22 protein-coding genes are annotated in these 24,723 nt (G+C 70.8%); 14 read left to right on the top strand and 8 right to left on the bottom strand.

What is annotated here, in order from left to right; translation table 11 throughout:
- The first annotated feature begins 167 nt into the window (after positions 1–167).
- On the top strand, positions 168–1,973 hold the full coding sequence (locus ACWFR3_RS29870) for an Ig-like domain repeat protein (protein WP_453737764.1): 1,806 nt from the start codon (positions 168–170) through the stop codon (positions 1,971–1,973).
- Positions 1,974–2,111: 138 nt separating this feature from the next.
- Here ACWFR3_RS29870 and ACWFR3_RS29865 read toward each other — a convergent pair whose 3' ends face one another.
- Both ACWFR3_RS29865 and ACWFR3_RS29860 read right to left on the bottom strand, forming a co-directional pair.
- Entirely contained in the window at positions 2,112–2,522 is a 411-nt protein-coding gene (locus tag ACWFR3_RS29865; RefSeq protein WP_453737763.1) for an SCO4983 family protein, read from the bottom strand.
- 81 nt (positions 2,523–2,603) lie between these two features.
- Positions 2,604–3,815 carry a pyridoxal phosphate-dependent aminotransferase gene (locus ACWFR3_RS29860; protein ID WP_453737762.1) on the bottom strand — a complete coding sequence of 404 codons (1,212 nt, stop codon included), beginning with the start codon at positions 3,813–3,815 and terminating at the stop codon, positions 2,604–2,606.
- 233 nt (positions 3,816–4,048) lie between these two features.
- On the opposite strand from ACWFR3_RS29860, the gene ACWFR3_RS29855 reads away from it, so the two are divergent.
- Both ACWFR3_RS29855 and ACWFR3_RS29850 read left to right on the top strand, forming a co-directional pair.
- Positions 4,049–4,882, top strand: a complete 834-nt coding sequence (locus ACWFR3_RS29855) for a S1 family peptidase (protein ID WP_453737761.1) — start codon at positions 4,049–4,051, stop codon at positions 4,880–4,882.
- Positions 4,883–5,064: 182 nt separating this feature from the next.
- On the top strand, positions 5,065–5,910 hold the full coding sequence (locus tag ACWFR3_RS29850; RefSeq protein ID WP_453737760.1) for a trypsin-like peptidase domain-containing protein: 846 nt from the start codon (positions 5,065–5,067) through the stop codon (positions 5,908–5,910).
- A gap of 83 nt (positions 5,911–5,993) precedes the next feature.
- On the opposite strand, the gene ACWFR3_RS29845 is transcribed toward ACWFR3_RS29850, so the two are convergent.
- From ACWFR3_RS29845 to ACWFR3_RS29830, 4 genes are all read right to left on the bottom strand, one after another.
- Entirely contained in the window at positions 5,994–7,412 is a 1,419-nt protein-coding gene (locus ACWFR3_RS29845; protein WP_453737759.1) for an FG-GAP-like repeat-containing protein, read from the bottom strand.
- Between the two features lie 69 nt (positions 7,413–7,481).
- The gene (locus tag ACWFR3_RS29840; protein WP_453737758.1) at positions 7,482–8,339 is read right to left on the bottom strand and encodes a hypothetical protein; all 858 of its coding nucleotides are present in this window, start codon (positions 8,337–8,339) and stop codon (positions 7,482–7,484) included.
- Positions 8,340–8,524: 185 nt separating this feature from the next.
- Complete coding sequence (locus tag ACWFR3_RS29835; protein ID WP_453737757.1) at positions 8,525–8,728, bottom strand: DUF397 domain-containing protein; 204 nt, start codon at positions 8,726–8,728, stop codon at positions 8,525–8,527.
- Positions 8,725–9,540: a helix-turn-helix domain-containing protein gene (locus ACWFR3_RS29830; protein WP_453737756.1), complete on the bottom strand. Its 816-nt coding sequence runs from the start codon at positions 9,538–9,540 to the stop codon at positions 8,725–8,727. The genes ACWFR3_RS29835 and ACWFR3_RS29830 overlap by 4 nt, the downstream gene beginning before the upstream one ends.
- Before the next feature lie 95 nt (positions 9,541–9,635).
- On the opposite strand from ACWFR3_RS29830, the gene ACWFR3_RS29825 reads away from it, so the two are divergent.
- Both ACWFR3_RS29825 and ACWFR3_RS29820 read left to right on the top strand, forming a co-directional pair.
- Positions 9,636–10,094 carry an ATP-binding protein gene (locus tag ACWFR3_RS29825; protein WP_453737755.1) on the top strand — a complete coding sequence of 153 codons (459 nt, stop codon included), beginning with the start codon at positions 9,636–9,638 and terminating at the stop codon, positions 10,092–10,094.
- Entirely contained in the window at positions 10,094–10,402 is a 309-nt protein-coding gene (locus ACWFR3_RS29820) for a helix-turn-helix domain-containing protein (protein ID WP_453737754.1), read from the top strand. The genes ACWFR3_RS29825 and ACWFR3_RS29820 overlap by 1 nt, the downstream gene beginning before the upstream one ends.
- A 22-nt stretch (positions 10,403–10,424) precedes the next feature.
- Here ACWFR3_RS29820 and ACWFR3_RS29815 read toward each other — a convergent pair whose 3' ends face one another.
- The gene (locus ACWFR3_RS29815) at positions 10,425–12,026 is read right to left on the bottom strand and encodes an N-acyl-D-amino-acid deacylase family protein (protein WP_453737753.1); all 1,602 of its coding nucleotides are present in this window, start codon (positions 12,024–12,026) and stop codon (positions 10,425–10,427) included.
- Between the two features lie 285 nt (positions 12,027–12,311).
- Positions 12,312–13,622, bottom strand: coding sequence for an amino acid deaminase (locus tag ACWFR3_RS29810; protein WP_453737752.1), 1,311 nt, complete (start codon positions 13,620–13,622; stop codon positions 12,312–12,314).
- 140 nt (positions 13,623–13,762) lie between these two features.
- Between ACWFR3_RS29810 and ACWFR3_RS29805 the strand changes: the two genes are divergently transcribed.
- The 9 genes from ACWFR3_RS29805 (at position 13,763) to ACWFR3_RS29765 (ending at position 24,698) form a co-directional block, all read left to right on the top strand.
- A complete protein-coding gene (locus ACWFR3_RS29805) occupies positions 13,763–14,893 on the top strand; it encodes a sugar kinase (RefSeq protein WP_453737751.1) in 1,131 nt (376 codons plus the stop codon).
- A complete protein-coding gene (locus tag ACWFR3_RS29800) occupies positions 14,890–15,648 on the top strand; it encodes an IclR family transcriptional regulator (RefSeq protein WP_453737750.1) in 759 nt (252 codons plus the stop codon). The genes ACWFR3_RS29805 and ACWFR3_RS29800 overlap by 4 nt, the downstream gene beginning before the upstream one ends.
- Before the next feature lie 7 nt (positions 15,649–15,655).
- Entirely contained in the window at positions 15,656–16,069 is a 414-nt protein-coding gene (locus ACWFR3_RS29795; RefSeq protein WP_453737749.1) for a RidA family protein, read from the top strand.
- 144 nt (positions 16,070–16,213) lie between these two features.
- Positions 16,214–17,701, top strand: coding sequence for a GntP family permease (locus tag ACWFR3_RS29790; RefSeq protein ID WP_453737748.1), 1,488 nt, complete (start codon positions 16,214–16,216; stop codon positions 17,699–17,701).
- 199 nt (positions 17,702–17,900) lie between these two features.
- Positions 17,901–18,998: a hypothetical protein gene (locus ACWFR3_RS29785; RefSeq protein ID WP_453737747.1), complete on the top strand. Its 1,098-nt coding sequence runs from the start codon at positions 17,901–17,903 to the stop codon at positions 18,996–18,998.
- Positions 18,995–19,189, top strand: coding sequence for a hypothetical protein (locus tag ACWFR3_RS29780; RefSeq protein WP_453737746.1), 195 nt, complete (start codon positions 18,995–18,997; stop codon positions 19,187–19,189). The genes ACWFR3_RS29785 and ACWFR3_RS29780 overlap by 4 nt, the downstream gene beginning before the upstream one ends.
- Positions 19,186–19,857 (top strand): hypothetical protein, encoded by a 672-nt coding sequence (locus ACWFR3_RS29775; protein WP_453737745.1) that lies wholly within the window; start codon positions 19,186–19,188, stop codon positions 19,855–19,857. Before ACWFR3_RS29780 ends, ACWFR3_RS29775 begins: the two co-directional genes overlap by 4 nt.
- A gap of 1 nt (position 19,858) precedes the next feature.
- On the top strand, positions 19,859–20,512 hold the full coding sequence (locus tag ACWFR3_RS29770) for an RES family NAD+ phosphorylase (RefSeq protein ID WP_453737744.1): 654 nt from the start codon (positions 19,859–19,861) through the stop codon (positions 20,510–20,512).
- A gap of 13 nt (positions 20,513–20,525) precedes the next feature.
- Positions 20,526–24,698: a CHAT domain-containing protein gene (locus tag ACWFR3_RS29765; RefSeq protein WP_453737743.1), complete on the top strand. Its 4,173-nt coding sequence runs from the start codon at positions 20,526–20,528 to the stop codon at positions 24,696–24,698.
- Positions 24,699–24,723 lie beyond the last annotated feature (25 nt).

The raw sequence follows: 24,723 nt of genomic DNA, 5'->3' as shown, positions 1-24,723 counted from the left end.
CCGCCCCCGGTGGTGGGGTACGATACCCGCGCCGTGGTCCAGCGTCGCGTCTTACCTCTGCGGGTCCGTTTTGGGCGGGCCCCCCCAAACCGGGGGGGGGGGCGCCCGGCCGTGTGACACGCGCGCATCTCAAACACCTTGCCTTCACACTCCTCTCACATGTTTCAATGACCCCGCACGGGGGCCTGCTGATCGTCACGGGCCCTCAAATGAGCCTGTGGGGGGCACAGTTGAAGAAGTCTCAGCGGTTAAGACGTGTGACGGGCGCCGCGCTCGCGGTGGTGATCGGCTCGGCGGGCCTGGTAGCGGTCGGCACGCCTGCCGCGTACGCCGCCACCGCGTCGGACGAGGTCGTGAAGCTGCCGATCTCCTCGTACTCGGCGATCGCCGTGGACTCGGCGCACGAGCGGGTCTTCGTCTCGGACAACTACCGGGGCAGCTACACCAACCCGGGCTTCATCGCGGTCTACGACTTCCAGGGGCACAAGCTCACCTCCTGGACCACGACCAACCGCGTGTCGGGCCTGGCGCTCAGCGAGGACAGCTCCACGCTGTACGCCGGTGAGCGCAACCGGGTCGCGGCGTACGACACCACGACGTTCAAGCTGACCGCCGCCACCAACGCCTACGAAGAGACGTGCGGCAGGGAGGTCGCCGTCACGGGGAGCAAGGTGTGGTGGACCTCGCAGTCCAGCACCTACATCTCCGAGTGTCCTGCGGCGCAGAGCGACCTGGACAGCCTCGTCGGCGGCACCCTCTCCCGGACGGGCTGGAACGCCAAGGGCAGGCTGAACCTGGAAGCCGCTCCCGCGGGCGCCAACCGGTTCTTCATGGGGCAGGAGTCCGGCCCCGGGGATGCCAACCCGTTCCTGGCCTCCTTCAACACCGAGGGCGACAACCCCGTACGCGACGCCGTGCGCCGCTTCGCCGACAGCGAGGGCAACGGCGCGCTGCAACTGAAGGATCTGGCGGTCAGCGCCGACGGCAAGCGGGTCGCGGTCGCGGACGCCGCGTACGGCACAAGGCTGCTGAACGCGGGGGACCTCTCGGACGCCGGCACGCCGTACCAGGCGCTGCCCGAGGGGGCCAAGTCCTCCGCGGTGGCGTTCAGCGGTGACGGAAAGTACGTGGCGCGCGGCGCCGCCGCCTCCGGGAGCACCGCCGACCTCCTCGTGCAGCCCGCCGATCCGGCGGACGGCACGACGCCGTTCGAGTTCGCCTTCGAGGGCACGCTCGACGGCAACCGTGTCGTGCCGCGCGGCCTCGACTGGTCGAAGGACGGCCGGCGGCTGTTCGCCGTCACGACCAACGCGTACGCCAACGAGTACTGGCTGCACATCATCCAGCCCCCGGCCGCCCAGTACGACTCGCGCTTCACCGGCACCCTGAGCACCACGCCGTCGAAGCCCGTGGTCGGTGAGCCGCTCGGCATCCGGGGCAAGCTGGAGCTGGACGGGCCCGCGCCCGCGGAGGCGGTGAAGGTCGAGGCGGTCCGCAAGGACGCGGACGGCACGACGGAGGTGGCGTCCGCCAAGGTCGCCGCCGACGGCAGCTTCACCGTCCTGGACGTGCCGGACCGGCTCGGCGAGGCGACGTACACGCTGCGGTTCCTGGGTGACGTCACACACCGCCCCGCCGAGGACGTCACGCTCACGGTCGACGTGGCGAAGGCGGCGACGGCGATCGAGCTGACGGCCCCCGCCGAGGCGACCCGCGCGGGCGGCGTCGACATCACAGGGAAGCTGACCGGACAGGGGCGTGCGCTGCCGTCCGGGATCGCCCTGAAGGTGACGCGGACCGACCGGCTCGGCACGACGGGCGAGCTGACGTCGGCGTCGGTGGCGGCGGACGGCACGTTCCGGATCAGGGACCTGCCGAACAAGAAGGGCAAGACGGTCTACGCGGTGAGCTACGAGGGCGACGCCCTGCACGGCGGATCGTCGGCCGAGGCGACGGTGCGGGTGACCGGCTAGCCGAGTAGATGGCACCCGGCCCGGACGCCTCTAGGCGTCCGGGCCGGGGCCGTTCATGGCCGCGCCCCGAAGGGGCGCGGGGAACTGCGCGACAAGCCACGAATCACCCGCAGTCGCGCACGCGGGGCCAGCGGCAACTCAGAGGGCGCCCACAAGCCGGGCAGCGCCCTCATGCGCGTCCATGCGCCGCGCAGCGAGAATCGCCGCCGCGGTGTCGGCGCGGGACGCCGCCACCACCAGGGCGCGGCCCGCGAGGGCGTGGGCGCGCTGGTGCAGGGCGTTGAGGTGCGGTTCGTGGATGGCGGTCACGACAGCCGAGCGGACGGGCGTCAGACCGCCGCGCAGCCGGGCCACCTCGGACGACAGCTCCTCGGCCGCTTCGTCCAGGTCGGCGGAGGGCGCGAGGGCGCGCAGCTCGTCCGTGACGGCGAGCAGAGCCGCCAGGTGCGCGGCGAGCTGGATGTCCAGCTCCTCCTCGCGGGAGCGGTGCGGGAAGTCGCCGGGGTCGGCCATGGCGTGGACCGACTTGGTGCGGATCGGCTCGTACATGGGATGGCCTCCTGGCGGGTAGCTTGAAAGCCATCCTACATTAGATTCTGTCTAAAGTTGATTCGGGTCGTGTGTGCGTGATCAGTGCTGGCTGTAGCCGTCCAGGAAGTTGCCGATGCGGGTGACGGCCTCGGCCAGATCCGTCGCCGTGGGCAGGGTGACGACCCGGAAGTGATCGGGTTCCGGCCAGTTGAAGCCGGTGCCGTGGACGACCATGATCTTCTCAGCCCGGAGCAGGTCGAGCACCATCTGGCGGTCGTCCTTGATCTTGAAGACCTTCGGGTCGAGCCGGGGGAAGAGGTACAGCGACCCCTTGGGCTTCACGCAGCTCACGCCCGGGATCTGCGTCAGCAGGTCGTACGCGGTGTCGCGCTGCTCCACGAGCCGGCCGCCCGGAAGCACGAGGTCGTTGATGGTCTGCCGCCCGCTGAGCGCGGCGACCACGCCGTGCTGGCCCGGCATGTTCGCGCACAGGCGCATGTTCGCGAGGATCGTCAAGCCCTCGATGTACGAGGACGCGTGCGCCTTCGGGCCCGAGATGGACACCCAGCCCACGCGGTAACCGGCCACCCGGTACGCCTTCGACATGCCGTTGAAGGTGAGGGTGAGCAGGTCGGGGGCGATGGCGGCGGTGGGGGTGTGGACCGCGTCGTCGTAGAGGATCTTGTCGTAGATCTCGTCCGAGCAGACCAGGAGATTGTGGCGGCGCGCGATGTCGGTCAGGCCGCGCAGCATGTCCTCGCTGTATACGGCGCCGGTCGGGTTGTTCGGGTTGATGATCACGAGCGCCTTGGTGCGGTCGGTGACCTTGCGCTCGATGTCGGCGAGGTCCGGCATCCAGTCCGCCTGCTCGTCGCAGCGGTAGTGCACGGCCGTGCCGCCGGAGAGCGAGACGGCGGCCGTCCACAGCGGATAGTCCGGCGCCGGTACGAGGACCTCGTCGCCGTCGTCGAGCAGGCCCTGCATGGCCATGACGATGAGCTCGGACACGCCGTTGCCGATGAAGACGTGCTCGACGTCGGTCTCGATGCCCAGGGTCTGGTTGTGCATGACCACCGCGCGGCGGGCGGCGAGCAGTCCCTTCGCGTCGCCGTAGCCGTGCGCGTCGCCGACGTTGCGGAGGATGTCCTCCAGGATCTCGGGCGGGCACTCGAAGCCGAAGGCTGCCGGATTCCCGGTGTTCAGCTTCAGGATGCGATGGCCCGCCGCTTCCAGCCGCATCGCCTCCTCGAGCACCGGGCCCCGGATCTCGTAACAGACGTTGGCGAGCTTCGTCGACTGGATGACCTGCATGTCCGCGAGCTTACGGCCGCGTAAGGAGACCCGCCTCGTGTTTTGCGCCACGTCGGGGACGGGGCGGTGCCGTACGCGGTGTCGTGCGCCGTGTCGTGCGTGGCATTCGAGTGTCCTGTGAGCGGTCAGTTGTGTCCGTATGCGGTCTTGTTCTCGCGGCCGACTACCTCAACAATGCGCATGACAAAACCGAAGCAACTTCGGTCACATAGCCAACAGAGGGGACCCCCCACATGAACAAGCCTCTCGTCGTCGCGTGCTTCTCCGCCCTGCTCCTCGGAGCCACGGCGATGCCCGCGACGGCCGTCAGCGACGAAAGGCCCGCCAAGGCGAAGGCCGTTGACTTCGCGGGAACCGTTGCGCTGAGCAACTGTTCCGGCTCCGTCGTGCGCGTACCGGACTCGCAGCCCGGCGACAAGGCGCTCGTGATGTCCAACGGCCACTGCCTGGAGGCCGGCTTCCCGGCGCCCGGCGAGGTCGTGATCGACAAGCCGTCGTCGCGCAGCTTCACGCTCCTGAACTCAAGCGGCGGCAACGCGGGAACGGTCAAGGCCAGCAAGATCGCCTACGGCACCATGACGGACACCGACCTCTCGCTCTACGAACTGACCAGCACTTACAGCGAGATCGAGAGCAAGTTCGGCATCAAGGCCCTTGAGCTGAACGCGGCGCGCCCGGAGCAGGGCAAGGCGATCACCGTCGCCTCCGGCTACTGGAAGAAGATGTACAAGTGCAGCGTCGACGGCTTCGCGTACCGCCTCAAGGAGGGGAACTGGACCTGGAAGGACTCGGTCCGCTACACCTCCGACTGCCAGACGATCGGCGGTACTTCGGGATCTCCGGTGATCGATGACGCGACCGGCAAGGTGGTCGCCGTCAACAACACCGGCAACGAGAGCGGCGAGGAGTGCACGGACAACAATCCGTGCGAGGTCGACGAGAACGGCAAGGTGACGGTCCGCAAGGGCATCAACTACGCCCAGCAGACGTACGGCATCGTGCCGTGCGTGGCGCCCGGCAACAAGATCGACCTGAGCCGCGAGGGCTGCGAGCTGCCCAAGCCATAAGGCTTCGGCCCGGGCCGCAGGGCTTCGGGCCGAGCCGTAAGGCTCCGGGCAACGGTGGGGCCGCCTCGCGCGGGCGGCCCCACCGAATTGTCAAGAGTTCTCACCCCTTGTCCCCCTCCCCGGGCCCCCGAAGAATGCCCGTGACAACCACACAGGGCACAGCTGCAAGGGGGGCTCCACACATGAACAAGGCTCTCGCGGGCGGATTACTCGCCCTCACCCTCGTAGGGTTCGGCTCCGCGCCGTCGGCGCACGCGGCGGGGGAGACCGCGACGAAGGGCGTCGACTTCGCCGGGACCGTCGCGCTCAGCAACTGTTCGGGCTCCGTCGTCCGCGTGCCGCAGTCGAAGCCGGACGACCCCGCGCTCGTCCTCTCCAACGGCCACTGCCTGGAGAGCGGATTCCCGGCGGCGGGCGAAGTCATCGTCGACCAGCCGTCCACCCGCACCTTCAAGCTGCTCGACGCCAAGGGCGCGGAGAAGGCGACGCTGACGGCGAGCAAGATCTCGTACGCGACGATGACCGACACCGACATCTCGCTCTACCAGCTCACCACCAGCTACGCGGACATCAAGAAGAAGTACGGCATCAAGGCGCTGGAGATCGACGCCGCCCACCCGGTGAAGAAGCGGGCCATCACGGTCGTCTCCGGGTACTGGAAGAAGACGTACACCTGCAAGATCGACGGATTCGCGTACCGCCTCAAGGAAGGCGAGTGGACCTGGAAGGACTCCGTCCGCTACACCCCCGAGTGCCAGACCATCGGCGGCACCTCCGGCTCACCGGTGATCGACCACAAGACCGGCAAGGTCACCGCCGTCAACAACACCGGTAACGAGGCGGGCGAACGCTGCACCCTCGACAACCCGTGCGAGGTCGACCGGAACGGCAAGGTGACGGTCCGCAAGGGCATCAACTACGCGCAGCAGACGTACGGGATCGTGCCCTGCGTCGGCCACGACAGCAAGATCGACCTCGGCCGCAAGGGCTGCAAGCTGCCGCGTCCGGCGGCTGCTGCCGGGAGGTAGCGGGTTCGCCCCTCCGCCCGGCGTATGTGGCCCCCGTTCCCGTCAGTGACGGGAACGGGGGCCGTTCTCAGTGGAGCTGAGTCCTAGTCGAGCAGGCTCTCGCCGAATCGCGAGCCGCTCGCGAGGCCGAACTCGGCCGAGCTGAGGGACTTGGAACCGGAGCCGGTGAGACCGGACGACGTGCCCGGCAGGGTCCACAGGCCACCGCTGCGGTCGTTCTCGAAGGAGGCCGTCACCGCCAGGTCGCCCTTGCCGTTGCCGTCGTAGTCGGCGATCCGGACCTGTGCGCCGAAGAGGTCCCCCGCCTCGGCGGCGCCCGGAACTCCGGTGGTGTCCTGGGAAACGCGCACGACCCCGGACTGCGAGACACCGGAGGCGGAACCGCGGAACACGGTCACGTCACCGGCGTTGTCCAGGTCGCCGAGCTGTTCGCCGTTGGCGCCGACGACCAGTTCGGCCTTGCCGTCACCGGTGATGTCACCGATCGCGATCGAGGCTCCCCAGTTGTCGCCGTCCTCGTTGGCGCCGGGCACACCCGTGCTGTTCTGGTGCAGGGTCACCGGGTCGCCGAAGCCCGTCCGGCTGCCGAGGCGGACGGTGACATAGCCGGAGCCGTTGCTGGGGTCGTCGACGGAGAAGAACTGGGGCCAGGTCAGGGACGTGGCCATGTCGTCGAAGCCGTCGCCGTTGATGTCACCGAGGGCGACGGCGGTGTCTCCGTCGTCCACACGCTGGATGCGGTTGGGGCGGCCTTCCTGGCCCGTGAAGATCTCGGTGCCAGGCCGTCCGGTGCCGGCATCGCCGGTCACCGCCAGGTCGTCCTTGCCGTCCCCGTTGACGTCACCCACGGCGGCCTCCGAGTACAGGAGCCCTGAACCGGACAGTGTGTACGCGGGGACCGGGTTGATCTCCCGGGCGAGGCCGCCCTTGTAGACGACGACCGCGCTCGGCTCGATCACCGCGAGGTCCGCGCCGCTGTCACCGGTGAAGTCCCCCACCGCGACGTCGTAGCCGTGCGACTGCCACTTCTCCGGGTTCTCCACGGTGGTCGTGGTGCTGCTGGTGAACGGCTTGACGCCGCCCCACAGGATGGTGACGCTGCCCTGGCCCTCGAAGTCCCCCACGTCCTCGCCGTCGGCGCCCACGACGAGGTCCGCGTACCCGTCACCGTCCAGGTCGCCGCTCGCGATCGAGATGCCGAAATGGTCACCGTCTTCCGGCGTGCCCGGTACTCCTGCCGAACTCTGGGTGAGGGTCACCTTGTCGGTGGTCAGACCGCCGGCCGACCCGAGAGCCACGACCACGGAACCCGCGGCCTCCGCCCCGCCGACGGTCTTGTACGGCGCGCCGACCGCGATGTCCCGGTGCCCGTCACCGTTGAAGTCGTCGGCGAGCTTGGCGGGTGCGGCGGCTGCCGACGCCACCGGACCAACGACGAACAAACCGCCGGTCAGCGCGGTGACGGCCGCGGCGGCGGCAACGGTGCGGTAGGGCAGGGGCATGAAGGTTCTCTCCTTGGAGCAGTCCTGGACGGTGCCAAAGACAATCCGAGGAGTCGAATGGTTGTACCCCTAAGCTGTGGAGCTTTTGCGGCCTCTGAGTGCCGCCACTCGACGACGCACCTCGTGAGGTGGAAGAACGGCGGTGGGAGCGGGCTGCGGCCCCGCCCCGCCGCCTGGCTCCCGGCAGCCCTTGCAGAGCCCGTCCGGCAGCTTTTCGGGCAGGCCCGGCACGCCGCAGCCCGTGCACTCCACGAGTACCTGACGCCGTGCCGCGCGTGCCGCGAGCTGCGGCGGCAGCTTGTCGCGCAGTCTTCGGCGGGCGAACGCGCCGGGGGAGTGCACCTGATCCGGCAACCCGGCGGTGAGGGCGCGGACCAGCCCCTCCGGCGTGGCCCCGCGCGCGAGCCACTGGGCGGCGAGGTCTTCGAGGGCGGCGCACTCGGCCGCCGAGAGCGCCAGCCGGTTGTCGGCCGCTCCGAGCCGGGCGAGCGTGTCGTACGCCTCCGAACGCGTTTCCCGAGTCGTCGGCTCGGTCGCCGGTACGTCGCCGCTCAGGAACCGCGTCCACCAGGCGGCGTCCCTTGCGGTGCGGCTGAAGTACGTGCGGAACACCCACTGGGTCAGCGCGTCCCCGAGCGGTACGCGCACGCGCCGGTAATGACCGGCGGCGGTAAGGGAGTTGAGGGCGGTCTGCACGGCCTGCTGCCCGTAGCGGGGCTGCTCCCTGGCGAGGGTCTTGATGTCGATCGCGGTGCCTTCGGGCAGCCGGTCGATGTACGCGGCGAGGTACGCCTCACGCACGGGGAGATGATCGAAGTCGCCCTTGCGGCGCGGGGCTTGGCCGGGCACGGAATGCTTGCCGTAGCCGGGCTTGGCCATGGGGTGCGCGGGGGCGGGCAGGGCAGGGATAGGCTTTTCTGTAGCCACGAGATCTCCGATGAGGATCTTGTTGGTCAGACCCCGGTTTGGTGTTGGTAGCACCGGCCGGGGTCGTTCGTTATGCGAACGCTAGAGCTTCGCAACGGCGTGTGGCAAGCCGGTCACGAAAAGTCATCTCCCCTGGCGAGCGGGTCACTTGGGAGGGTGGGTGGGTTGAACCCACCGCCCATTCCTCAGAAAAGGCGCTCGGATCCCGAGTCCCGGAGCTCGGCCGTGAAGCGGGCCCAGGCAGTGGCCTGGACGGTAAAGGTGGGGCTTGCCTCGCCGAGCTTTGAGTCGCGGATGTGGATGGTGTGGGGGCGGGTTGCTATCTCTACGCAGTTGCCGCCTTCGTCGTCGCTGTAGCTGGACTTGAACCAGGCAAGCTGGTTGCTCATAGCTCCTCCGCCATCTTCCTGATGAAATCCGCTGATTCCTCAACGCTGAGGGCATGCATGCGGATCATGCCATGGCGCTGGGTGAGTTCACTGACCTTGGGGGGATCGGCGTAGAGCGCGCTCGTCTTCTGCCCTTCGACGTACCCGTAGTGCTCGTGATCAGGGGTTTCCAGCAGCACCAGTGATCCCGTGAGCGCAAGCCCGCTGCACCGTCCCATCGGCAGCACCTGAACGGATACGTTCCGCAAGTCACCAGCCTCCAGTACGCGTTGTAGCTGGCGCCGCATGGGCTCCCGGCCGCCAACCATGGTCCGCAACGCAGCCTCGTACACCACGAAGCCGAAGACCACGGACGGCCGCGCACGTAGCGCCTCCTGTCTGCGCAGTCGCGCGTTCACCCGCTCCTCGACGGTCTCGTCGTCAAGGGGCGGGCAGCTCTCACTGATGAGCGCCCGCGCGTACTCCTCGGTCTGCAGCAGGCCCGGGATCAGCAGGGGCTCGTACGAATGGATCGCGATGGCTTCGGCTTCCGCCTGCATGAACTCCTGCGATCGCGCAGGAAACGGCTCCGGTTTCAGATAGTCCTGCGCCGACAGCAACAGCCCATGCGCATCGCACGTCTCGTCGGCGACCTGGAGCAGTCGAAGCGTCGGCTTGCGGCGGCCGTTTTCCATCGACTTGACGTACTCGTAGTGATAGCCGGTCTCTTTGCACAGCTCTTCGCGGGTGATTCCCGCCTGTTCCCGCCACCGCTTGACCTGATTGCCGCAGTAACGCCAGGCCATCGGCGGCTGGGAGTTCACCTCGGTCATCGCGCCCGCCCCTCTGGTGCACGGTGGGTACGGTTACGTTCTGTACCCGCGTCGATACTCCAGAAGGCTATGCCCGGCCAGGCAGCGTATGAGCCATGGAACGCACAACTTCCCCCCTCCCGAGGGAGATCGAGTGGCAGCTGCCGCGTACTGCGCGCAGTGTCGGCCGGGCGCGCTCGCTCCTCTCCGAGCAGGCCCGGGCCTGGAAGGTCCCGGACGACGTGGCGGACACCGCCGTACTGCTGCTCAGTGAGCTGATGACCAATGCCGTACGGCACGGGCGGGTTCCGGTGGGGCGGGAGGTCGGGGCGCGGTGCGTGATGGACGGGAACGTCTTCCGGGTGGAGGTGGCGGACGCGAGTGATGCGCTGCCGTGCCCGAGGGAGGCGGGCCCGGACGACGAGTCGGGGCGGGGCTTGGCGCTGGTGGAGCTGCTGGCCGACGCGTGGGGGGCGGAACCGCGGCCGTACGGGATCGGCAAGACGGTGTGGTTCGAGCTGGCGCTGGCGTGCGCGACGTATCCCGCGTCTCCGACGTATGAGAGGAAGGCGTGATGGTCGGGCAGCACAGCCGCTGGACTCCCTCGGGCGTCGAGACGCAAGATCCGGAGCGGATTGCCATTCGTGAGGCGCTGGCTTTCGGCAAGGCTCTCTACGACCGCCGCACCGAACTCGGGTTGAGTTCGGTGCAGCTTGCCGAGCGCACCGGTATGGAGCAGGACGACATCGAGTGCATCGAAGAGGGCGGGACCGCCCCGACGCTGGAGCTGCTCAGGGTGCTTGCGGCCGCTCTCGACTCGGACGTGCGCCTCACCCCTGGTCACGACCTTGGTTCGCTCTGGTTCGAAGGTCACGCGGCCTAGTGGGACCTACAGGCCCCTGGACCTACGGGGTTCGGCGTACGGAGCGGCCCGCGAGGATGTCCGTGCGGCGGCCGTCCTCCATCACGAACTTGCCGTCGATCAGGACGTGCGGGATGCCCGTCGGGAGTGTGCGGGGGGCGTCGAAGGTGGAGCCCGCCGCGACCGTCTCCGGGTCGAAGAGGACCAGGTCGGCGCGGTAGCCCTCGCGGACGATGCCCCGGTCGGGCAGGCGCAGGCGGGCCGCCGGGCGGCCGGTGAGGTGGGCGACGCACTCTTCGAGGGTGAGGACGCCGAGTTCGCGGACGTAGCGGCCGAGGTACTGGGGGAACGTGCCGTACGCGCGCGGGTGCGGCTTGAAGCCCTGGAGGATGCCGTCGCTGCCGCCGGTGTGCACGGGGTGCTGCATGATCGCCTGGACGTTGTCCTCGTGGCCGACGTGCTGGAGGATCGTCGAGCCGAGCTTGTCGTCGATGAGGAGTCGGCGGGCGGTGACCCAGGGCTCCTCGCCGCGCGCGGCGGCGGACTCGGCGACGGTCTTGCCCACGAAGGATTCGAGACCGGGGACGGAGACGCCGGAGATCTCGATCCTGTCCCACTCGATCGGTACGCCGTGGCAGCCGTCGGCGCCGATGACCTCCATGTGGTGGCGGATCTTCTCGGCGGTCGCGTCGTCCTGGAGCCGGGCGAAGATCGAGTCGGGCCCGCCTTCGCTGGCCCAGCTGGGCAGCATGGCGACGAGGGTCGTGCAGCCCGGGGTGTAGGGGTACGTGTCCAGGGTGATGTCCGCGCCGCTCGCGAGCGCGGTGTCGAGGAGCGCGAGCAGGTCGGGCGCCTTGCCCTTGTTCACGCCGAAGTTCATGGTGGCGTGGGCGAGGTGGAGGGGGCAGTTCGCGGTGCGCGTGAGGTTCACCATCTCCTCGTACGCCTGGAGCGCGCCGGCTCCGTAACTGCGGTGGTGGGGGCAGTAGTAGCCGTTGAACTGCGCCACCACCTTGCAGAGCTCGGTGAGTTCGGAGTCGTCGGCGTACATGCCGGGGGTGTAGGTCAGTCCGGAGGACATGCCGACGGCGCCCTGCTCCATTCCCTCCGCGACGAGCTGCTTCATGCGCTCGACCTCGGCGGGGGTGGCGGGGCGGTCGTCCCAGCCGACGGCGTACATGCGGACGGTGCCCTGGGGGATGAGGTAGGCCGCGTTGACGGCTGTGCCCTGCCTGTCCAGGCGGTCCAGGTACTCGCCGACGGTGCGCCAGTCGAAGTCGATGTCGCTGCCGTCGCCGTTCCAGCCGGTGATGGCCTGGCGGACCTGGGCGAGGGTGCGGTCGTCTACGGGGGCGTAGCTGAGTCCGTCCTGGCCGATGACCTCCAGGGTTACGCCCTGGGCGGCTTTCGCGCTGTGGTCCGGGTCGCGGAGGAGGGCGAGGTCGCTGTGGGCGTGCATGTCGATGAAACCGGGCGCTAGCGCTAGGCCTTGGGCGTCGATTGTGCGGGCCCCTGTCGGACGGGGGCCCGCGTCCCCCTCCGGGTGGATCGTGGTGATCCTGCCCTCGTGTGCGCCGACGTCGGCTCGGTAGGAGGCACCTCCGGTGCCGTCTATGACGCGTGCGTCCCGGATCACCAGGTCCATGGTGGGTGCCTCTCTCTTCGCTTGGCTGCGCGTTTGTGGGTGGTGCACCCGGCCTCCGGCCGGGTTGTGTCTCCCACCCGCACCACCCGTGCGGGTCTCGTTGTCGGCTGCGGGTGGCCCCGGAGGGGGCGGGCCACGGCCGGCGACTGCGGGTGGGTGACATCCGCCGCGGAGCGGCGGTTTTGGCCTGTTCGTCCACCCGGTGATGCGGGGTAATCGGGCGGGTGGGCGGGTGACATCCGTCGCGGAGCGGCGGTTCAGGGAAGCCGCCCACCCGACCGGAGGTCAGAAATAGGTACGGATGTAATCCGTGACCGTTCCGTCGCCCTCGACCAGGGGGATCAGCTGCCACTTGTCGAAGGACGTGCAGGGGTGGGAAAGGCCGAGGCCCACCCAGTCGCCCACGGCGAGATCCGCCTCGGGGGTCGTACGGACCCACCCGTGCTGGTCGGAGAGGCCCGTCACCGTGACGCCCGTCGCGGGCCGGTCCACGCCGTCCCGGTGGACGACCTGCGCCTCGGGCAGGTCGATGTCGTACGCCGCATCCCGCTTGCCCGCGTTGGTGAACGCCTGCTCCGACGTCGGCCGGGAAACCACCTGCGTCCACAGCCGGAAGGCGGGATGCAGGGTGCCCTCGTCCGGGACACGGTTGAACGGCGTCAGGTGACGGTAGTGACCGTCGTCGTGGGAGACGTACGCCCCGGAGCGGAGCAGCTTGAGGACCGGGAGGGAGAGATCGGGAAGCTCCGCGAAGACGTTCGCCACCGCGTCGAACCACGCGCTGCCACCCGCACTGACGACGACCTCGTCCAGATCCGCGAACCGGTTCGCCTTGTCGAACTCCACGAGCAGGGTCGTCAGACGGCGCAGCCACGCCTCGACCCGCTCGGGAGTCGCGTCCGGCACCTCGCCCTCGTACCCGGCGACGCCCACGAGCCGCAGCGTGTCCGCCGCCGCGACGGCGTTGGCGATCTCCACGCACTCGGCCTCGGTGCGCACGCCCGTACGCGCACCCTCGCCCGCGCCCAGCTCCACCACGACGTCGACGGGACGCGTCGCGCCCGCCGCGCGCAGAGCGGCGTCCATCAGGGCGACACCGGACTCGGAGTCGACGTAGCAGATGAAGCGGAAGGACGGATCCGCGTCCAGCTCGGCCGCGATCCAGCGCAGCGCCGCCGCGTCCACCAGTTCATTGGCGAGGAAGATCCGCTCCACCCCGAAGGCCCGCGCCACCCGCACCTGATGCGGCACGGCCAGCGTGATGCCCCACGCGCCGTGCTCCATCTGGCGCGCGAAGAGCTGCGGCGCCATGGACGTCTTGCCGTGCGGCGCGAAGGCGAGGCCGTGCCGCGCGGAGTACGTCTCCATCAGCGCGAGGTTGTGCTCAAGGCGCTCGGCGGAGAGGGCGAGGACGGGGGTGGTGAAGCCGCCGGTGAAGAGGTTCCGGCGCTGGGCCGCGAGCTCGCCGACCGTCAGGCCCTCCGCGTCCGGCGGAAGACCCTTGAAACGGTGGTCGACCCTCTCCTGCGCAAGCCGGTCGAGCTCCTGTGCCTGACGTGCTGCGGCGGAGCGGTCGGCTGCGTTGCCGGCGGCCATGGCGCCTCCTCGAAAAGGTGCGTTGCATAATGTGCAACGGTCATTGCGTATGTCGCTTACTGCTGTCTAACATCCGAGCCAACGCCGGGTCAACGGATCCGGGCGGTCGGTTCGGCAGTCGGTTGAGGGGCAGGAAGATCGTGACGGCAGAGGCCGCGCAGACGGCGCAGGCAGCAGTGGACGAAGACGTGGACGTCGTCGCGCTCGGCGAGTCCATGGTCACGTTCCTGCCTTCCCGCGCGGGCCGCCTCGCCGACGTACCCTCCTTCGATCGCGGAATCGGCGGCGCCGAGTCGAATGTCGCCTGCGCGCTCGCCGCCGCGGGACACCGCACCCGCTGGGTCAGCCGCGTCGGCGCCGACGGCTTCGGGGACCACCTCGTCGAGGCGATCGCCCGCTACGGAGTCGACACCCGCGCCGTACGGCGCGACCCGCACCGCCCCACCGGCATCTACTTCCGCACCGCCGACGACCGCGACACCGACGCCCACGAGGTGCTCTACTACCGCGCGGGATCGGCCGCATCGGCGATGTCCCCCGACCCGGAGAGCGTCGACCACGCGGCACTCTCCGCCGCCCGCATCCTGCACCTCTCCGGCATCACGGCCGCCCTCTCCGCGGACTGCCTCGCCCTCCTGCGCGAACTGACCGCACCCCGCCCCGGCCGCCCCCTGGTGTCGTTCGACGTGAACTACCGCCCCGGTCTGTGGAGCGGCACGGCGGGCGAGGGCGAAGGACCCCGCGTCCTGCTCGACCTGGCCCGCGGCGCCGACCTCGTCTTCGTCGGCGAGGACGAGGCCGCCGACGCCTGGGGCATCACCGGCGGCCCCGACGCCATCCGCGCCGCGCTCCCCGAGCCCGCGACCCTGGTCGTCAAGCAGGGCAGCGGCGGTGCCACCGTCTTCACGCGAGGCTCCGGAGAAGACGGAGAAGGCGAGTCCGCCGTCTTCCGGGCCGCGCTCAAGGTCGACGTCGTCGCCCCCGTCGGCGCCGGAGACGCCTTCGCCGCCGGGTTCCTCTCCGCCACCCTGCGCGGACTGAGCGCCGGCCAGCGGCTGCGCCACGGCCACCTCATGGCCGCCGCCGCGCTCACCGTCCCCGGCGACCTCGCCACGCCTCCCGCACGGGAGGACGCCGACCGCCTCGCCGCACTGGACGCCGAAGCCTGGGGGACACTTCGTCTCGGCCCGGGCTGGACGGCCGGAGCCCTCGATAACGCCCCCGAGAACGCCCCCGTGAACACTGAGGCCAAGGAGGAGGCACGTACATGAGTCAGACCGTCGACCGAGCCCTGTCCATCCTGCCGCTGCTCGCCGAAGGCCCCGCAGACCTCGGCAAGGTCGCCGAGCGCCTCGAAGTGCACAAGTCCACCGCCCTGCGACTGCTGCGCACGCTTCACGAACACGGCCTGGTCTACCGCCAGTCCGACCAGCGCTACCGCCTGGGCGCCCGCCTCTTCGCGCTCGCCCAGGAAGCCGTCGAGAACCTCGACGTACGCGAGATCGCGCACCCCCACCTCCTCGCCCTCAACGAGAAGTGCGGCCACACGGTCCACCTCGCGGTCTACGAGGAGCAGGAAGTCCTCTACATCGACAAGGTCGAGAGCCGCTATCCGGTGCGGATGTACTCGCGCATCGGGAAGCCGGTGGCGATCACGGTCGCCGCCGTCGCCAAGCTGCTGCTCTCCGACCTTCCCGAGGCCGAGCGCCGCGCGATCGCGGAGAAGCTCGACTACCCCACGTACACGTCCCGTTCGACGCCCAACGCCGCCGCGTTCCTCAAGGAACTCGGCACCGTGCGCGAACAGGGCTGGGCCACCGACCTCGGTGGCCACGAGGAGTCCATCAACTGCATCGGGGCCTCCATCCGCGGTGCGGACGGCCGGGTCGTCGCCGCCATGTCGGTCTCCGCGCCGAATGTCGTCGTCACCGCCGACGAACTCCTCACGCTGCTCCCGCTGGTGCGCCGTACGGCGGACGCCATCAGCCGGGAGTACTCCGGCAAGTCACCCCTCAAGGAAGCCTGAGCACGTCATGACCACCGAGAAGACCGGCCTCACCCCGGCCACCCACACGACCCCGCCCGCGAAGTTCTCCCACGGCGTCAAGAAGGGCAACATCCTTCAGGTCGCCGGTCAGGTCGGCTTCCTCCCCGCCGAGGAGGGCAAGGCCCCCACCCCCGCGGGCCCGACCCTGCGCGAGCAGACCCTCCAGACCTTCGCCAACGTCAAGGCGATCCTCGAAGAGGGCGGCGCGACCTGGGACGACGTGATGATGATGCGCGTCTACCTCACGGACGTGGACCACTTCGCCGAGATGAACGAGATCTACAACGCGTACTTCGAGGAGCAGGGCCTCAAGGCCCCCGCCTCGGCCCGCACCACCGTCTACGTCGGCCTGCCCAAGGGCCTGCTCATCGAGATCGACGCGCTCGCCGTCCTGGGCTGATCCGCCCGGCCGGGCTCAGCCCGGCGTTCCGAGCAGTACCCCGCAAGCCGTAAGTCGTCACGGCGCGGCGCCCAACTCCCCCCTTCGGGCGCCGCGCCGTGATCCCCCCTGCCCCGAAAGCCCCATGCACTTACGAGGTCAAAGATGTCCCCGTCCCCCTTCGCCGCGCTCGCGGCCGCCGCCCCCGAGGAACCAGTCCACACGGGCGGAATCCTCACCCTGATCGACGGCACCGCCGGTCTCCTGACCGTCGCCGCGCTCGGCATCGTGCTTCTGCTCTTCCTGATCATCAAGGTCAGGCTGCAGCCCTTCGTGGCGCTGCTCGCGGTCTCCATAGTCGTCGGCCTCTCGGCCGGCCTCTCCGTCACCGAACTCTTCGGCACGGTCCAGAAGTCCGACGCGGTCTCCGTCATCGAGTCCGGCATGGGCGGCATCCTCGGCCATGTCGCGATCATCATCGGCCTCGGCACGATGCTCGGCGCGATCCTGGAAGTGTCGGGCGGCGCTGAGGTCCTCGCCTCCCGTCTCCTCGGGCTCTTCGGCGAGAAGCGGGCGCCCCTCGCGATGGGCCTGACGGGCCTGATCTTCGGTATCCCGGTCTTCTTCGACGTCGGCATCTTCGTCCTCGCGCCGATCGTGTACGCCGCCGCCAAGCGCAGCGGCAAGTCGATCCTCATCTACTGCCTGCCGCTGCTCGCGGGTCTGTCGATGACCCACGCCTTCCTGCCCCCGCACCCCGGCCCGGTGGCCGCGGCCGGTCTGCTCCACGTGGACCTCGGCTGGGTCATCCTGATGGGCCTGGTCTGCGGCATTCCCGCCGTCCTGGCCGCCTGGGTCTTCTCCGCCTGGGTCGGCAAGCGCATCTTCGTGCCCGTCCCGCAGGACATGGTCGAGGCCGCCGACGAGGCGAAGGCCGCCGTCGTCGCCGAGCAGCGTGCGGCCGGTGTGCAGCCGAGCGAGAAGCCGGTGCCGCTGGGCATCGTGTTCGCGATCATCGGAACGCCGCTGTTCCTGATCCTCCTCGCGACCTTCTCGTCGATCGCCTTCGACCCCTCCACCCTGCGCTCGGTCATCGAGTTCTTCGGCAGCCCCTTCGTCGCCCTGACGATCGCCCTGCTGATGGCGTACTACCTGCTCGGCATCCGGCGCGGCTGGTCCCGCAAGTCCCTGGAGACGGTCTCGACCTCGTCCCTGAAGCCGGTCGGCAACATCCTGCTCGTGGTCGGCGCGGGCGGCATCTTCGGCGCGGTCCTCAAGGCGAGCGGCGTGGCCGGCGCCCTCTCGGACACCTTCCAGGACGTGGGCCTGCCGATCATCGTCCTCGCCTACCTGCTCTCGCTCGTCCTGCGCGTGGCCCAGGGCTCGGCGACGGTCGCGATCGTGACGACGGCGGGTATCGTCGCCCCGCTCCTCACGGAGGGCGACTACTCCCAGGCCTTCATCGCCCTGGTCATCATGGCGATCTCGGCGGGCTCGATCTTCGCCTCGCACGTGAACGACGGCGGCTTCTGGATGGTGGCGAAGTACTTCGGCATCTCGGAGCGGGACACGCTCAAGACGTGGACGGTCCTGGAGTCGGTGCTGTCCCTGGCGGGCTTCGCGGTCGCGGCCGTGGTGAGTCTGTTCGTGTAGCCGCGTTCTCGTACGTCTTACGTCGAGGGGCGCTCCCGGTCGCAACGGCCGGGGGCGCCCCTCGCCCCGTTTCCGCCCTGCGCACGCCCCGAGTGCGACCGGCGGCAGCGGTCCAATGGAAGGCGAGGGGAGAACGGAACGGGCTTGTGATGGCTGTGACGCCGGTGCGATCCTTGCCGCCATGTCACCGCCTCCTCACATGCCCGATCACGGATTGGTACTCGAGGAGGTGAGGAAGGTGCGGCGGGCCGGTGTCGTCAGACTGCGTGAGACGGACACGCCCGAGCTGATCCGCATCGCCGGAGAACTGCCCGTGGCCGACGGCGAGTTGTCCTTCGGTGCGGTCGAGCGGCTGCTGCGTGCCGCCGTCGCCACGATCGGCGGCGGCAGCCTCCAGACCGCCGCCGAGTACACCCTCGGTCTCGCCCAGGGCACCCGCGACTGGCCGCCGGCCGACCGGCGCCGGAGGGCCGCCCAGGTGTACGGGGTGAGCGTCGAACGGTTCCGCAAGCACCACGAGTTGATGGTGCTCGGGCAGATAGCCGAGCAGGTCGTCGGCATCGCGGTCCGGACGCCGGGGGCCGGCGGCGGGACGACGGGCGGACTGCCCGCCGCCCACCGCGAACTCCGGCTCGCCCTGCACGGGAGGGCCGTGACCGTCACCGTGCACGTCCACTCGGTGGATCTGCTGCGGGACGTGGACGTCGTCGTATCGCCGTCCAACACGTACTTCGCGCTGCCCGCCGCGTACAAGTCGTCGGTATCGGCGACTCTGCGCAGGGCCGCCGCGCGCAAGGACCCGGCGGGGGGTCTCGTCGAGGACCATGTCCACGACGAGTTACGGGGATGGGCCGCCCGGCACGGAACACCGGGCCGGGCGGCCCTGCCGGGAACGGTCGTCGCCACCTCCGCGGGCGCCCTCGGGGGGCAGGGCGTCCGGCGGATCTACCACGTGGCGGTGGCCGTGCCCCGGCCCGAGACCAACGACTACGACGTGCAGCCCGCCGACGTGACCCGGGGTGTGGCCCGCGCCTTCGCCCTGCTCGCCGAGGAGTCCCGCGCGAGCGACCCGCCCCTCACCTCCATCTGCCTCCCGCTGCTCGGCGCGGGCCGCGGCGGGCTCCCGCCGCTGGAAAGCTTCGGTGCGCTGTGGGCGGCGGTGGAAGCGGAGTTGGCGCGCGGCGCCGACTGGGACATCCACTTCATCGTCCGCCGCCACGCACGCGCCGACCTCATAGAGAGACTCCTCGCGGGGCTAACCGACCGCGGGGTCCGGGACGCCTGGGGGGATGCATGAATCCGTACGCCGTGCGCGGCACGGGCCGTGATGGCCTTTCATCGTCGGGGGGCTTCGGGGTGCTGTTGGGGAGTTTCGGGGTGTTGTGGCGGGCGGTGGAGGCGACGCCGACCGCGCGCGCCGGCCTCATCGAGCGACTCCTCGCCGGTTTCACCGACCGCGGGGTCCGGGACGCCTGGGGGGATGCATGAATCCGTATGCCGTGCTCGCGGCCGCCGCCGCGTTCTGGGATCGCATTGCCGAGCGGCTCGATCAGCCGTTGCGTGACCGCCTTGCCGCGCTTCTGGGCATCGTGCGCGGCCGGGAGGCGGACGAGGCCACCCGCAGGGAAGCGGCCGACCGGGCCGCGGGGCTGCTGCGGGAGCGGCTGCCGGAGGAGTTCGGTGCCGGGGGCGAGGCGCGGCTCACCATGGACGCCGGGATCGAGGAAGCGGTCGGCGATGACCTCGGCTATCAGGGGTTCCGCGTCGAGGACCTCGCCGTCCTGCTGATCGACGGCCACCGCATGGTCGGCCCCGTACTCGGCCCGGTCCGCGAACGGCTGCTCGCCGCACCCGCCCTGGACGCCGACACCGTACTGCGGCACGGCGGCAACCCCTTCGCGCCCGAGCTGATCCGGCTGCCCGGCGCGGGCGGTCTGCCACGCCTTCCGCGCTTCCAGTTCTCCGAGGACGCGATGCCCTGGCTGGTCGTGCTCGAAGTCAACGCCCTGCTCGCCGCCGACCGCGACCCCTGGGGCGCCGCCGACTGGTGGCTGTCCGCCAACGCCTGGCTCGGCGCATCACCCGCGCAGCTCCTCGGCGCCGGGCGCGACCGCCAACTCGCGGACACGGCACGGTTCTTGATGGAGGGTGAGTAGCGTGCCCAACTACCGCCCGCCCGAAGCCATGACCGGTACGCCCGCCAAGGTCACCCTGGAACGCGGCACGGTCCTGCACCGCGTGCACTCCTCCCGCCGCGACGCCGCCGGATTCAACCCGCGCCCCACGCACTGCCTCTACGGCGGCGGCCGCTTCGACGGCACCTCCTGCGATCCCTACGGCTACCTCTACGCAGGCCTCAGCCCGGCCGCCGCGGTCTGCGAGACGCTGCTGCGTTCCCTGCCGTTCGACCCGGCGGGCGGCCCCCGGCTGCTGCCGCGCGTGGGCGTCGAGGGGCGGCGCCTGTCCACGCTGCGGCTCACCACCGACGTCACCGTCGTATCGCTGATGAGCGCACAGGACCTGGCCGCCGTCCACCAGGACAGCTGGCTCGTCCAGACCGAGGCCGTCGACTACGCGTACACGCGCGACTGGGCCCACTGGATCCGCGACCACACCGACCCCTGGGCGCAGGGCTTCGTCTGGTCGTCGAAACGCGAGCCCGGCGACCGTACGGTGTTGCTCTTCGCCGACCGGTGCCCGCAGGGAGCCGTCGAGGTCGTGGAAGGCAACGCGGTGGACTTCGGCACGGCGAACGGCGAACACTGGCTCAACTCCGTCCTCCAGCCGTACTACGCGCGCCTCGCGCCCTGAGTTAAGGGTCACCGTGCTCGACGAGAACAGACAGCCGCAGCTGGAGGACGAGCGCGACGAGATCCTCGACCGCATCGCGCGGCTGCCGTCCGACGCGCCGGAGGCACCCGCGCTGTGCGCGTACGCGGGCGAACTGAGCTACCGCATCTACCTGTCGGCCGATGCCGAGCCGGACGGCGCCGACCTGGAACTGGCGGCGGAAGCCTTCGCCCTGGCCTTCGAGACGCCGGACGCGGACGACGACTGGCACGCGTGGCGGATCGTCCACGCGCACGTACGAGCCCTTCAGTACGACGCCGACCCGACGCCCGAACTCCTGCAAGGGTGCTGGGAGTCGGTGCTCGCCGGGACCGAGTCGCTCTCCGCAGACGACCCCGTGTACGACGAGACGCGCACACTGGGCCGCCACCTGCTCGCCCTGTGCGCGAAGGAGCGGTACTCACAGGCCCCGCAGGACGCGCCGCAGGAGGAGCGCGCCGCCCTGCTGGACGAGGCCGTGCGCCGCTGCGCCGACGCCCACGCGGTCCTGGAGGCGGGCAGTCAGGAAGCCGTCGACCTGTGGGAGGCGCTGGGCTACTTGCACCTCGAACGCTGCGGGCTGCACGGCGGGACCGACGACGCGGCGGCCTCCGTCACGCACTACAAGGCGGTGCTCGAAGCCGCGCTGCCCGGCACCGACCTGCCGCTCGTTCGGCACAGCCTGGGCATCGCGCTGCTCGTGCACGGCAGAGCCACCGCCGACCGGGACGAACTGGAGGAGGCCCGCGAGGCGTTCGGCACGGCGGTACGCGACGCACGCCGGAGTACCGGTGAGGAACCGTGGTGGGCCGGGGAGGCGGAAAGCCGGGCCGTCTTCGTCCGCGTCATGATCTGGTCCACCTGGAAGGACCACGCGCACGCGGCGGCGGGCGAGGTCGAGCTGACCGCGCTGCTCGCCAGGCCCGGCATGGAGGAAGAGCTGCTCCCGCAGATGCTCGACGGATTCGGGCGGCTGCTCTATGAGCGGGCGGGCGTCCGGGGCGACGGCGCGGGCTGCGACCGGGCCATCGCCCTGATGCGGCGCGCGGTCACCGAGTGGCGGCCCGAACGGGACGGCAAGGTCACGGCGGCGGCGCTGTTCCTCGGCTACTGCCAGCAGACCCGCCACGCCGTCGACCCGGATCCGAGCCGCATCGCCGATGTCGCCGAGGCGGCCGCACTCGCCCTCGCGGACGAGCAGGCGCTCCCCGAGGTACGCAAGGGGGCGCGGATCCTCGCCGCCTGGGCCCGGTTCTACGGCGGGGAGCAGGAGGGCGGCACGAAGCCCGCGCCGGGCGACGACATCACTGCCGTGTACGGCGATCTGCTCAACGACATCGAGGAAGGCCGGACCTTCCTCGACTTCGGCGGGGCCGACGAGGACTTCCCCGGGCTCTTCGCGGGCTACAGCCCCGAACGCCAGGCGGCCGTGTTCGACGAGATGTACGCGGGGTGGCGCGCGGAGGAACCGGGCCCCGGCCGTGCGAGGGCCGCCGCCATGCTGCTCTCCCACCTGCGGATCCTGGACCCGCACGGCGACCACGTCAGCGCGGCGCAGAAGGACGAGCTGGCGGCGGCCGCGCTCGAACACGGCAAGGACGACCCGGCATGGCAGGCGACCGCGCACCTGGCGGCCGGTGCCGCCCGGATGACGGACGAGATGGCGGGCGCCGGGCGCGGCATGGACGCGGTCCTCGACCACTTCGCGCAGGCGCAGGCCGCGGGCGCGCTGGCCGGCGGCGGCGCCGACGGGGAGCACGGGCTCGACCTAGCAAGGATCATGGCCACGAGCCACCGGGGGCAGACCGGCGGCGGCGCGGACGACGTCGAGTCGGCCCGCGCCCAGTGGCTCGAACTGCGCGACCGTCCCGGCCTCTCCCCGCACAAGCGCCGGGTCATGGATGCACAGCAGGCGTCCTTCGACGCCCAGGCCGCGGTCCGGCGCGGTGACCTCGCCGCCGCCGACCGGCACATCGACGTCGTCATCGAGGTGCACGCCGGGCTCGACCCCGACGACCCGTCCCGCGCCGAACTGTGGACGCTCATCGAACTCGACCGGATGGTCCGCGACGACTTCGCCGAGGGGATCGGTGAGCCACTGGCCCCGCCCCTGGTCGGCAGGCCCACCGCCGCGAGGCTGCGCAGGGAAGCGGCCAGGCTGCCCCGCGACCACCGTGCCTGGGTGCTCGGCGACAGCGGCATCGCGCGCTTCGTACGGGCGGGCAGGACCCGGGACCCTGCCGACCTCGCCGAGGCGATGGAGCTGCTCCAGGAGGCCCACGACCTGGTCGACGAGGGCAGCGACAGCAAGCTGCGGTACGCCAGCACCCTGGGCGGCAGCCACTGCGCGCTCTCCGCGATCCAGCGTGACCCGCGCGCCCGTGACCGCCACCTCGCCCGGGGCATCGAGATGCTGGAGTACGCCTTCGGCATGGTCGGCGGCCCCGAGCACCGCCTCTACGCCTCCACCGGACTCGGCCTCGCCCGCGCCTACCGCAACCGTGACTCGCTGCGCACCCACGACCGCGCGAACGCACGCCGCATCGGACTCGACGCCCTGCGCGGCCACGCCTGGGCCGCGCTGCTCCAGTCCGGCACCGAACACGCGACGCAGGCCGCGGAGAAGGCCACCGGCGCGGCGCTCGAAGTCGCCGCCTGGTGCCTGCGCGACAACGCCCCCGAGGAGGCGGTACGGGCGCTGGACGCCTGCCGGGGCTTGGTCCTGCACGCGGCGACCACGTCGAGCACCGTGCCGGAGCGGCTCGCGGCGGTCGGCCGCGAGGACCTGGCGGCCCAGTGGAGCGGCGTGGGCGGCGCGCCGGAACAGGCCGCCGATCCGCTCTCCGCCACGCAGACGACCCTGTCCGTCCCCAGCGCCCTGCGCCGTCGCGTCCTCGCCGCGCTCACCGGCGAGGAGGCGCCGCCGGGCGAAGGCACCCCGCAGGACCGGCTCCTTGACCCGCCGACCCCCGCCGAGATCGCGACCGCCCTGCGCACCCTGCGCAAGGACGCGCTGATCTACCTGGTCCCCGCGTCCGACGACGGGGGAGGAGCGGCGGTCGTCGTCACCAACGGCGGCGACGTGCACTCCGTGCCGCTGCCGAAGCTGAGGGAGGACGCGGGCCCGCTCAGGACGTACACCCCGGCGGGCGAAGGAGCCCGCGACATGGGCCCGGTGCCGGGCTACGCCCCACCCGCACCCGCCCCCGCCGCGCCCCCCCACCGCGAACGGCTCGACCGGCTCTGCGGCTGGGCCTGGTACGCGGCGATGCGCCCGTTGTTCGACGCCTTCGCCGCCCCCCGGAAGCCCGGCAGGGTGCCGCGCCTGGTGCTCGTCCCGATGGGCGCGCTCGGCCTCGTCCCCTGGCACGCGGCGTGGGACCGGACGGACGCGGGGAGCCGCCGGTACGCACTGCAGGACGCGGAGATCTCGTACGCGGCCTCCGCACGCCTGCTGTGCGACGTGGCCGCGCGAACCGCCGTCCCGCACACCGGGCGAGCGCTGGTCGTCGGCAACCCCACGGGGGACCTGCGGTACGCGGGCGAGGAGGCCGACGCCGTACAGCGGGTGTTCTACCCGGACGGACAGTTCCTCGGTGACCGCTCCGGCGGGCGGTCCGACGGTACGGGCACTCCGCAGGAGGTGGTGTCCTGGCTGCGGGCGGGCGAGGAGGACAGCGGCGGGGTGCTGCACCTGGCCTGCCACGCGACGGTGACGGGCCGGTCAGGGACGGCGGGCAGCGCGCATCTCTCCCTCTCCGGGGGCAAGTTGTGGGCCGAGGAACTGACGGAGGCGCTGAGCGGCGGGGGCCGCGGCCGCCTGGGCCTTGTCCTGCTCGCCGCCTGCCGCAGCCACGTATCGGGACGAGGCCACAACGAGGCGTACACGCTCTCGACGGCGTTCCTGGTGGCGGGCGCGCGGTCGGTGATCGGCTCGCTGTGGCCGGTGCCGGACGACGCCACTTCGGTACTGATGTTCCTGACGCACCACTTCCTGCGACAGGAGGGCGAACCCCCCGCGAGGGCGTTGCGCAGGGCACAACTGTGGATCCTGAACCCGGAGCGCGAACTCCCGCCCGGACTGCCGCCGTTGCTGGCGGAGAGGGTGGGGAGTGTGGACCCGGACGACTTGAGCGGGTGGGCGGGGTTCACGCACTTGGGTCAGTGACCCCGAGTTCAGCCCGTCCGTTCCA

It is taken from the genome of Streptomyces sp. NPDC055189 (assembly GCF_053606765.1).
Note: the sequence above shows the minus strand (reverse complement) of the source record. Positions and strands in the feature narration are given on the sequence as shown.

What these genes read in the sequence shown, in the direction of transcription:
- ACWFR3_RS29870 (WP_453737764.1), top strand. Translation starts at nt 168, where the DNA reads ATGACCCCGCACGGGGGCCTGCTGATCGTCACGGGCCCTCAAATGAGC.
- ACWFR3_RS29865 (WP_453737763.1), bottom strand. Translation starts at nt 2,522, where the DNA reads ATGTACGAGCCGATCCGCACCAAGTCGGTCCACGCCATGGCCGACCCC.
- ACWFR3_RS29860 (WP_453737762.1), bottom strand. Translation starts at nt 3,815, where the DNA reads ATGCAGGTCATCCAGTCGACGAAGCTCGCCAACGTCTGTTACGAGATC.
- ACWFR3_RS29855 (WP_453737761.1), top strand. Translation starts at nt 4,049, where the DNA reads ATGAACAAGCCTCTCGTCGTCGCGTGCTTCTCCGCCCTGCTCCTCGGA.
- ACWFR3_RS29850 (WP_453737760.1), top strand. Translation starts at nt 5,065, where the DNA reads ATGAACAAGGCTCTCGCGGGCGGATTACTCGCCCTCACCCTCGTAGGG.
- ACWFR3_RS29845 (WP_453737759.1), bottom strand. Translation starts at nt 7,412, where the DNA reads ATGCCCCTGCCCTACCGCACCGTTGCCGCCGCCGCGGCCGTCACCGCG.
- ACWFR3_RS29835 (WP_453737757.1), bottom strand. Translation starts at nt 8,728, where the DNA reads ATGAGCAACCAGCTTGCCTGGTTCAAGTCCAGCTACAGCGACGACGAA.
- ACWFR3_RS29830 (WP_453737756.1), bottom strand. Translation starts at nt 9,540, where the DNA reads ATGACCGAGGTGAACTCCCAGCCGCCGATGGCCTGGCGTTACTGCGGC.
- ACWFR3_RS29825 (WP_453737755.1), top strand. Translation starts at nt 9,636, where the DNA reads ATGGAACGCACAACTTCCCCCCTCCCGAGGGAGATCGAGTGGCAGCTG.
- ACWFR3_RS29820 (WP_453737754.1), top strand. Translation starts at nt 10,094, where the DNA reads ATGGTCGGGCAGCACAGCCGCTGGACTCCCTCGGGCGTCGAGACGCAA.
- ACWFR3_RS29815 (WP_453737753.1), bottom strand. Translation starts at nt 12,026, where the DNA reads ATGGACCTGGTGATCCGGGACGCACGCGTCATAGACGGCACCGGAGGT.
- ACWFR3_RS29810 (WP_453737752.1), bottom strand. Translation starts at nt 13,622, where the DNA reads ATGGCCGCCGGCAACGCAGCCGACCGCTCCGCCGCAGCACGTCAGGCA.
- ACWFR3_RS29800 (WP_453737750.1), top strand. Translation starts at nt 14,890, where the DNA reads ATGAGTCAGACCGTCGACCGAGCCCTGTCCATCCTGCCGCTGCTCGCC.
- ACWFR3_RS29795 (WP_453737749.1), top strand. Translation starts at nt 15,656, where the DNA reads ATGACCACCGAGAAGACCGGCCTCACCCCGGCCACCCACACGACCCCG.
- ACWFR3_RS29790 (WP_453737748.1), top strand. Translation starts at nt 16,214, where the DNA reads ATGTCCCCGTCCCCCTTCGCCGCGCTCGCGGCCGCCGCCCCCGAGGAA.
- ACWFR3_RS29785 (WP_453737747.1), top strand. Translation starts at nt 17,901, where the DNA reads ATGCCCGATCACGGATTGGTACTCGAGGAGGTGAGGAAGGTGCGGCGG.
- ACWFR3_RS29780 (WP_453737746.1), top strand. Translation starts at nt 18,995, where the DNA reads ATGAATCCGTACGCCGTGCGCGGCACGGGCCGTGATGGCCTTTCATCG.
- ACWFR3_RS29775 (WP_453737745.1), top strand. Translation starts at nt 19,186, where the DNA reads ATGAATCCGTATGCCGTGCTCGCGGCCGCCGCCGCGTTCTGGGATCGC.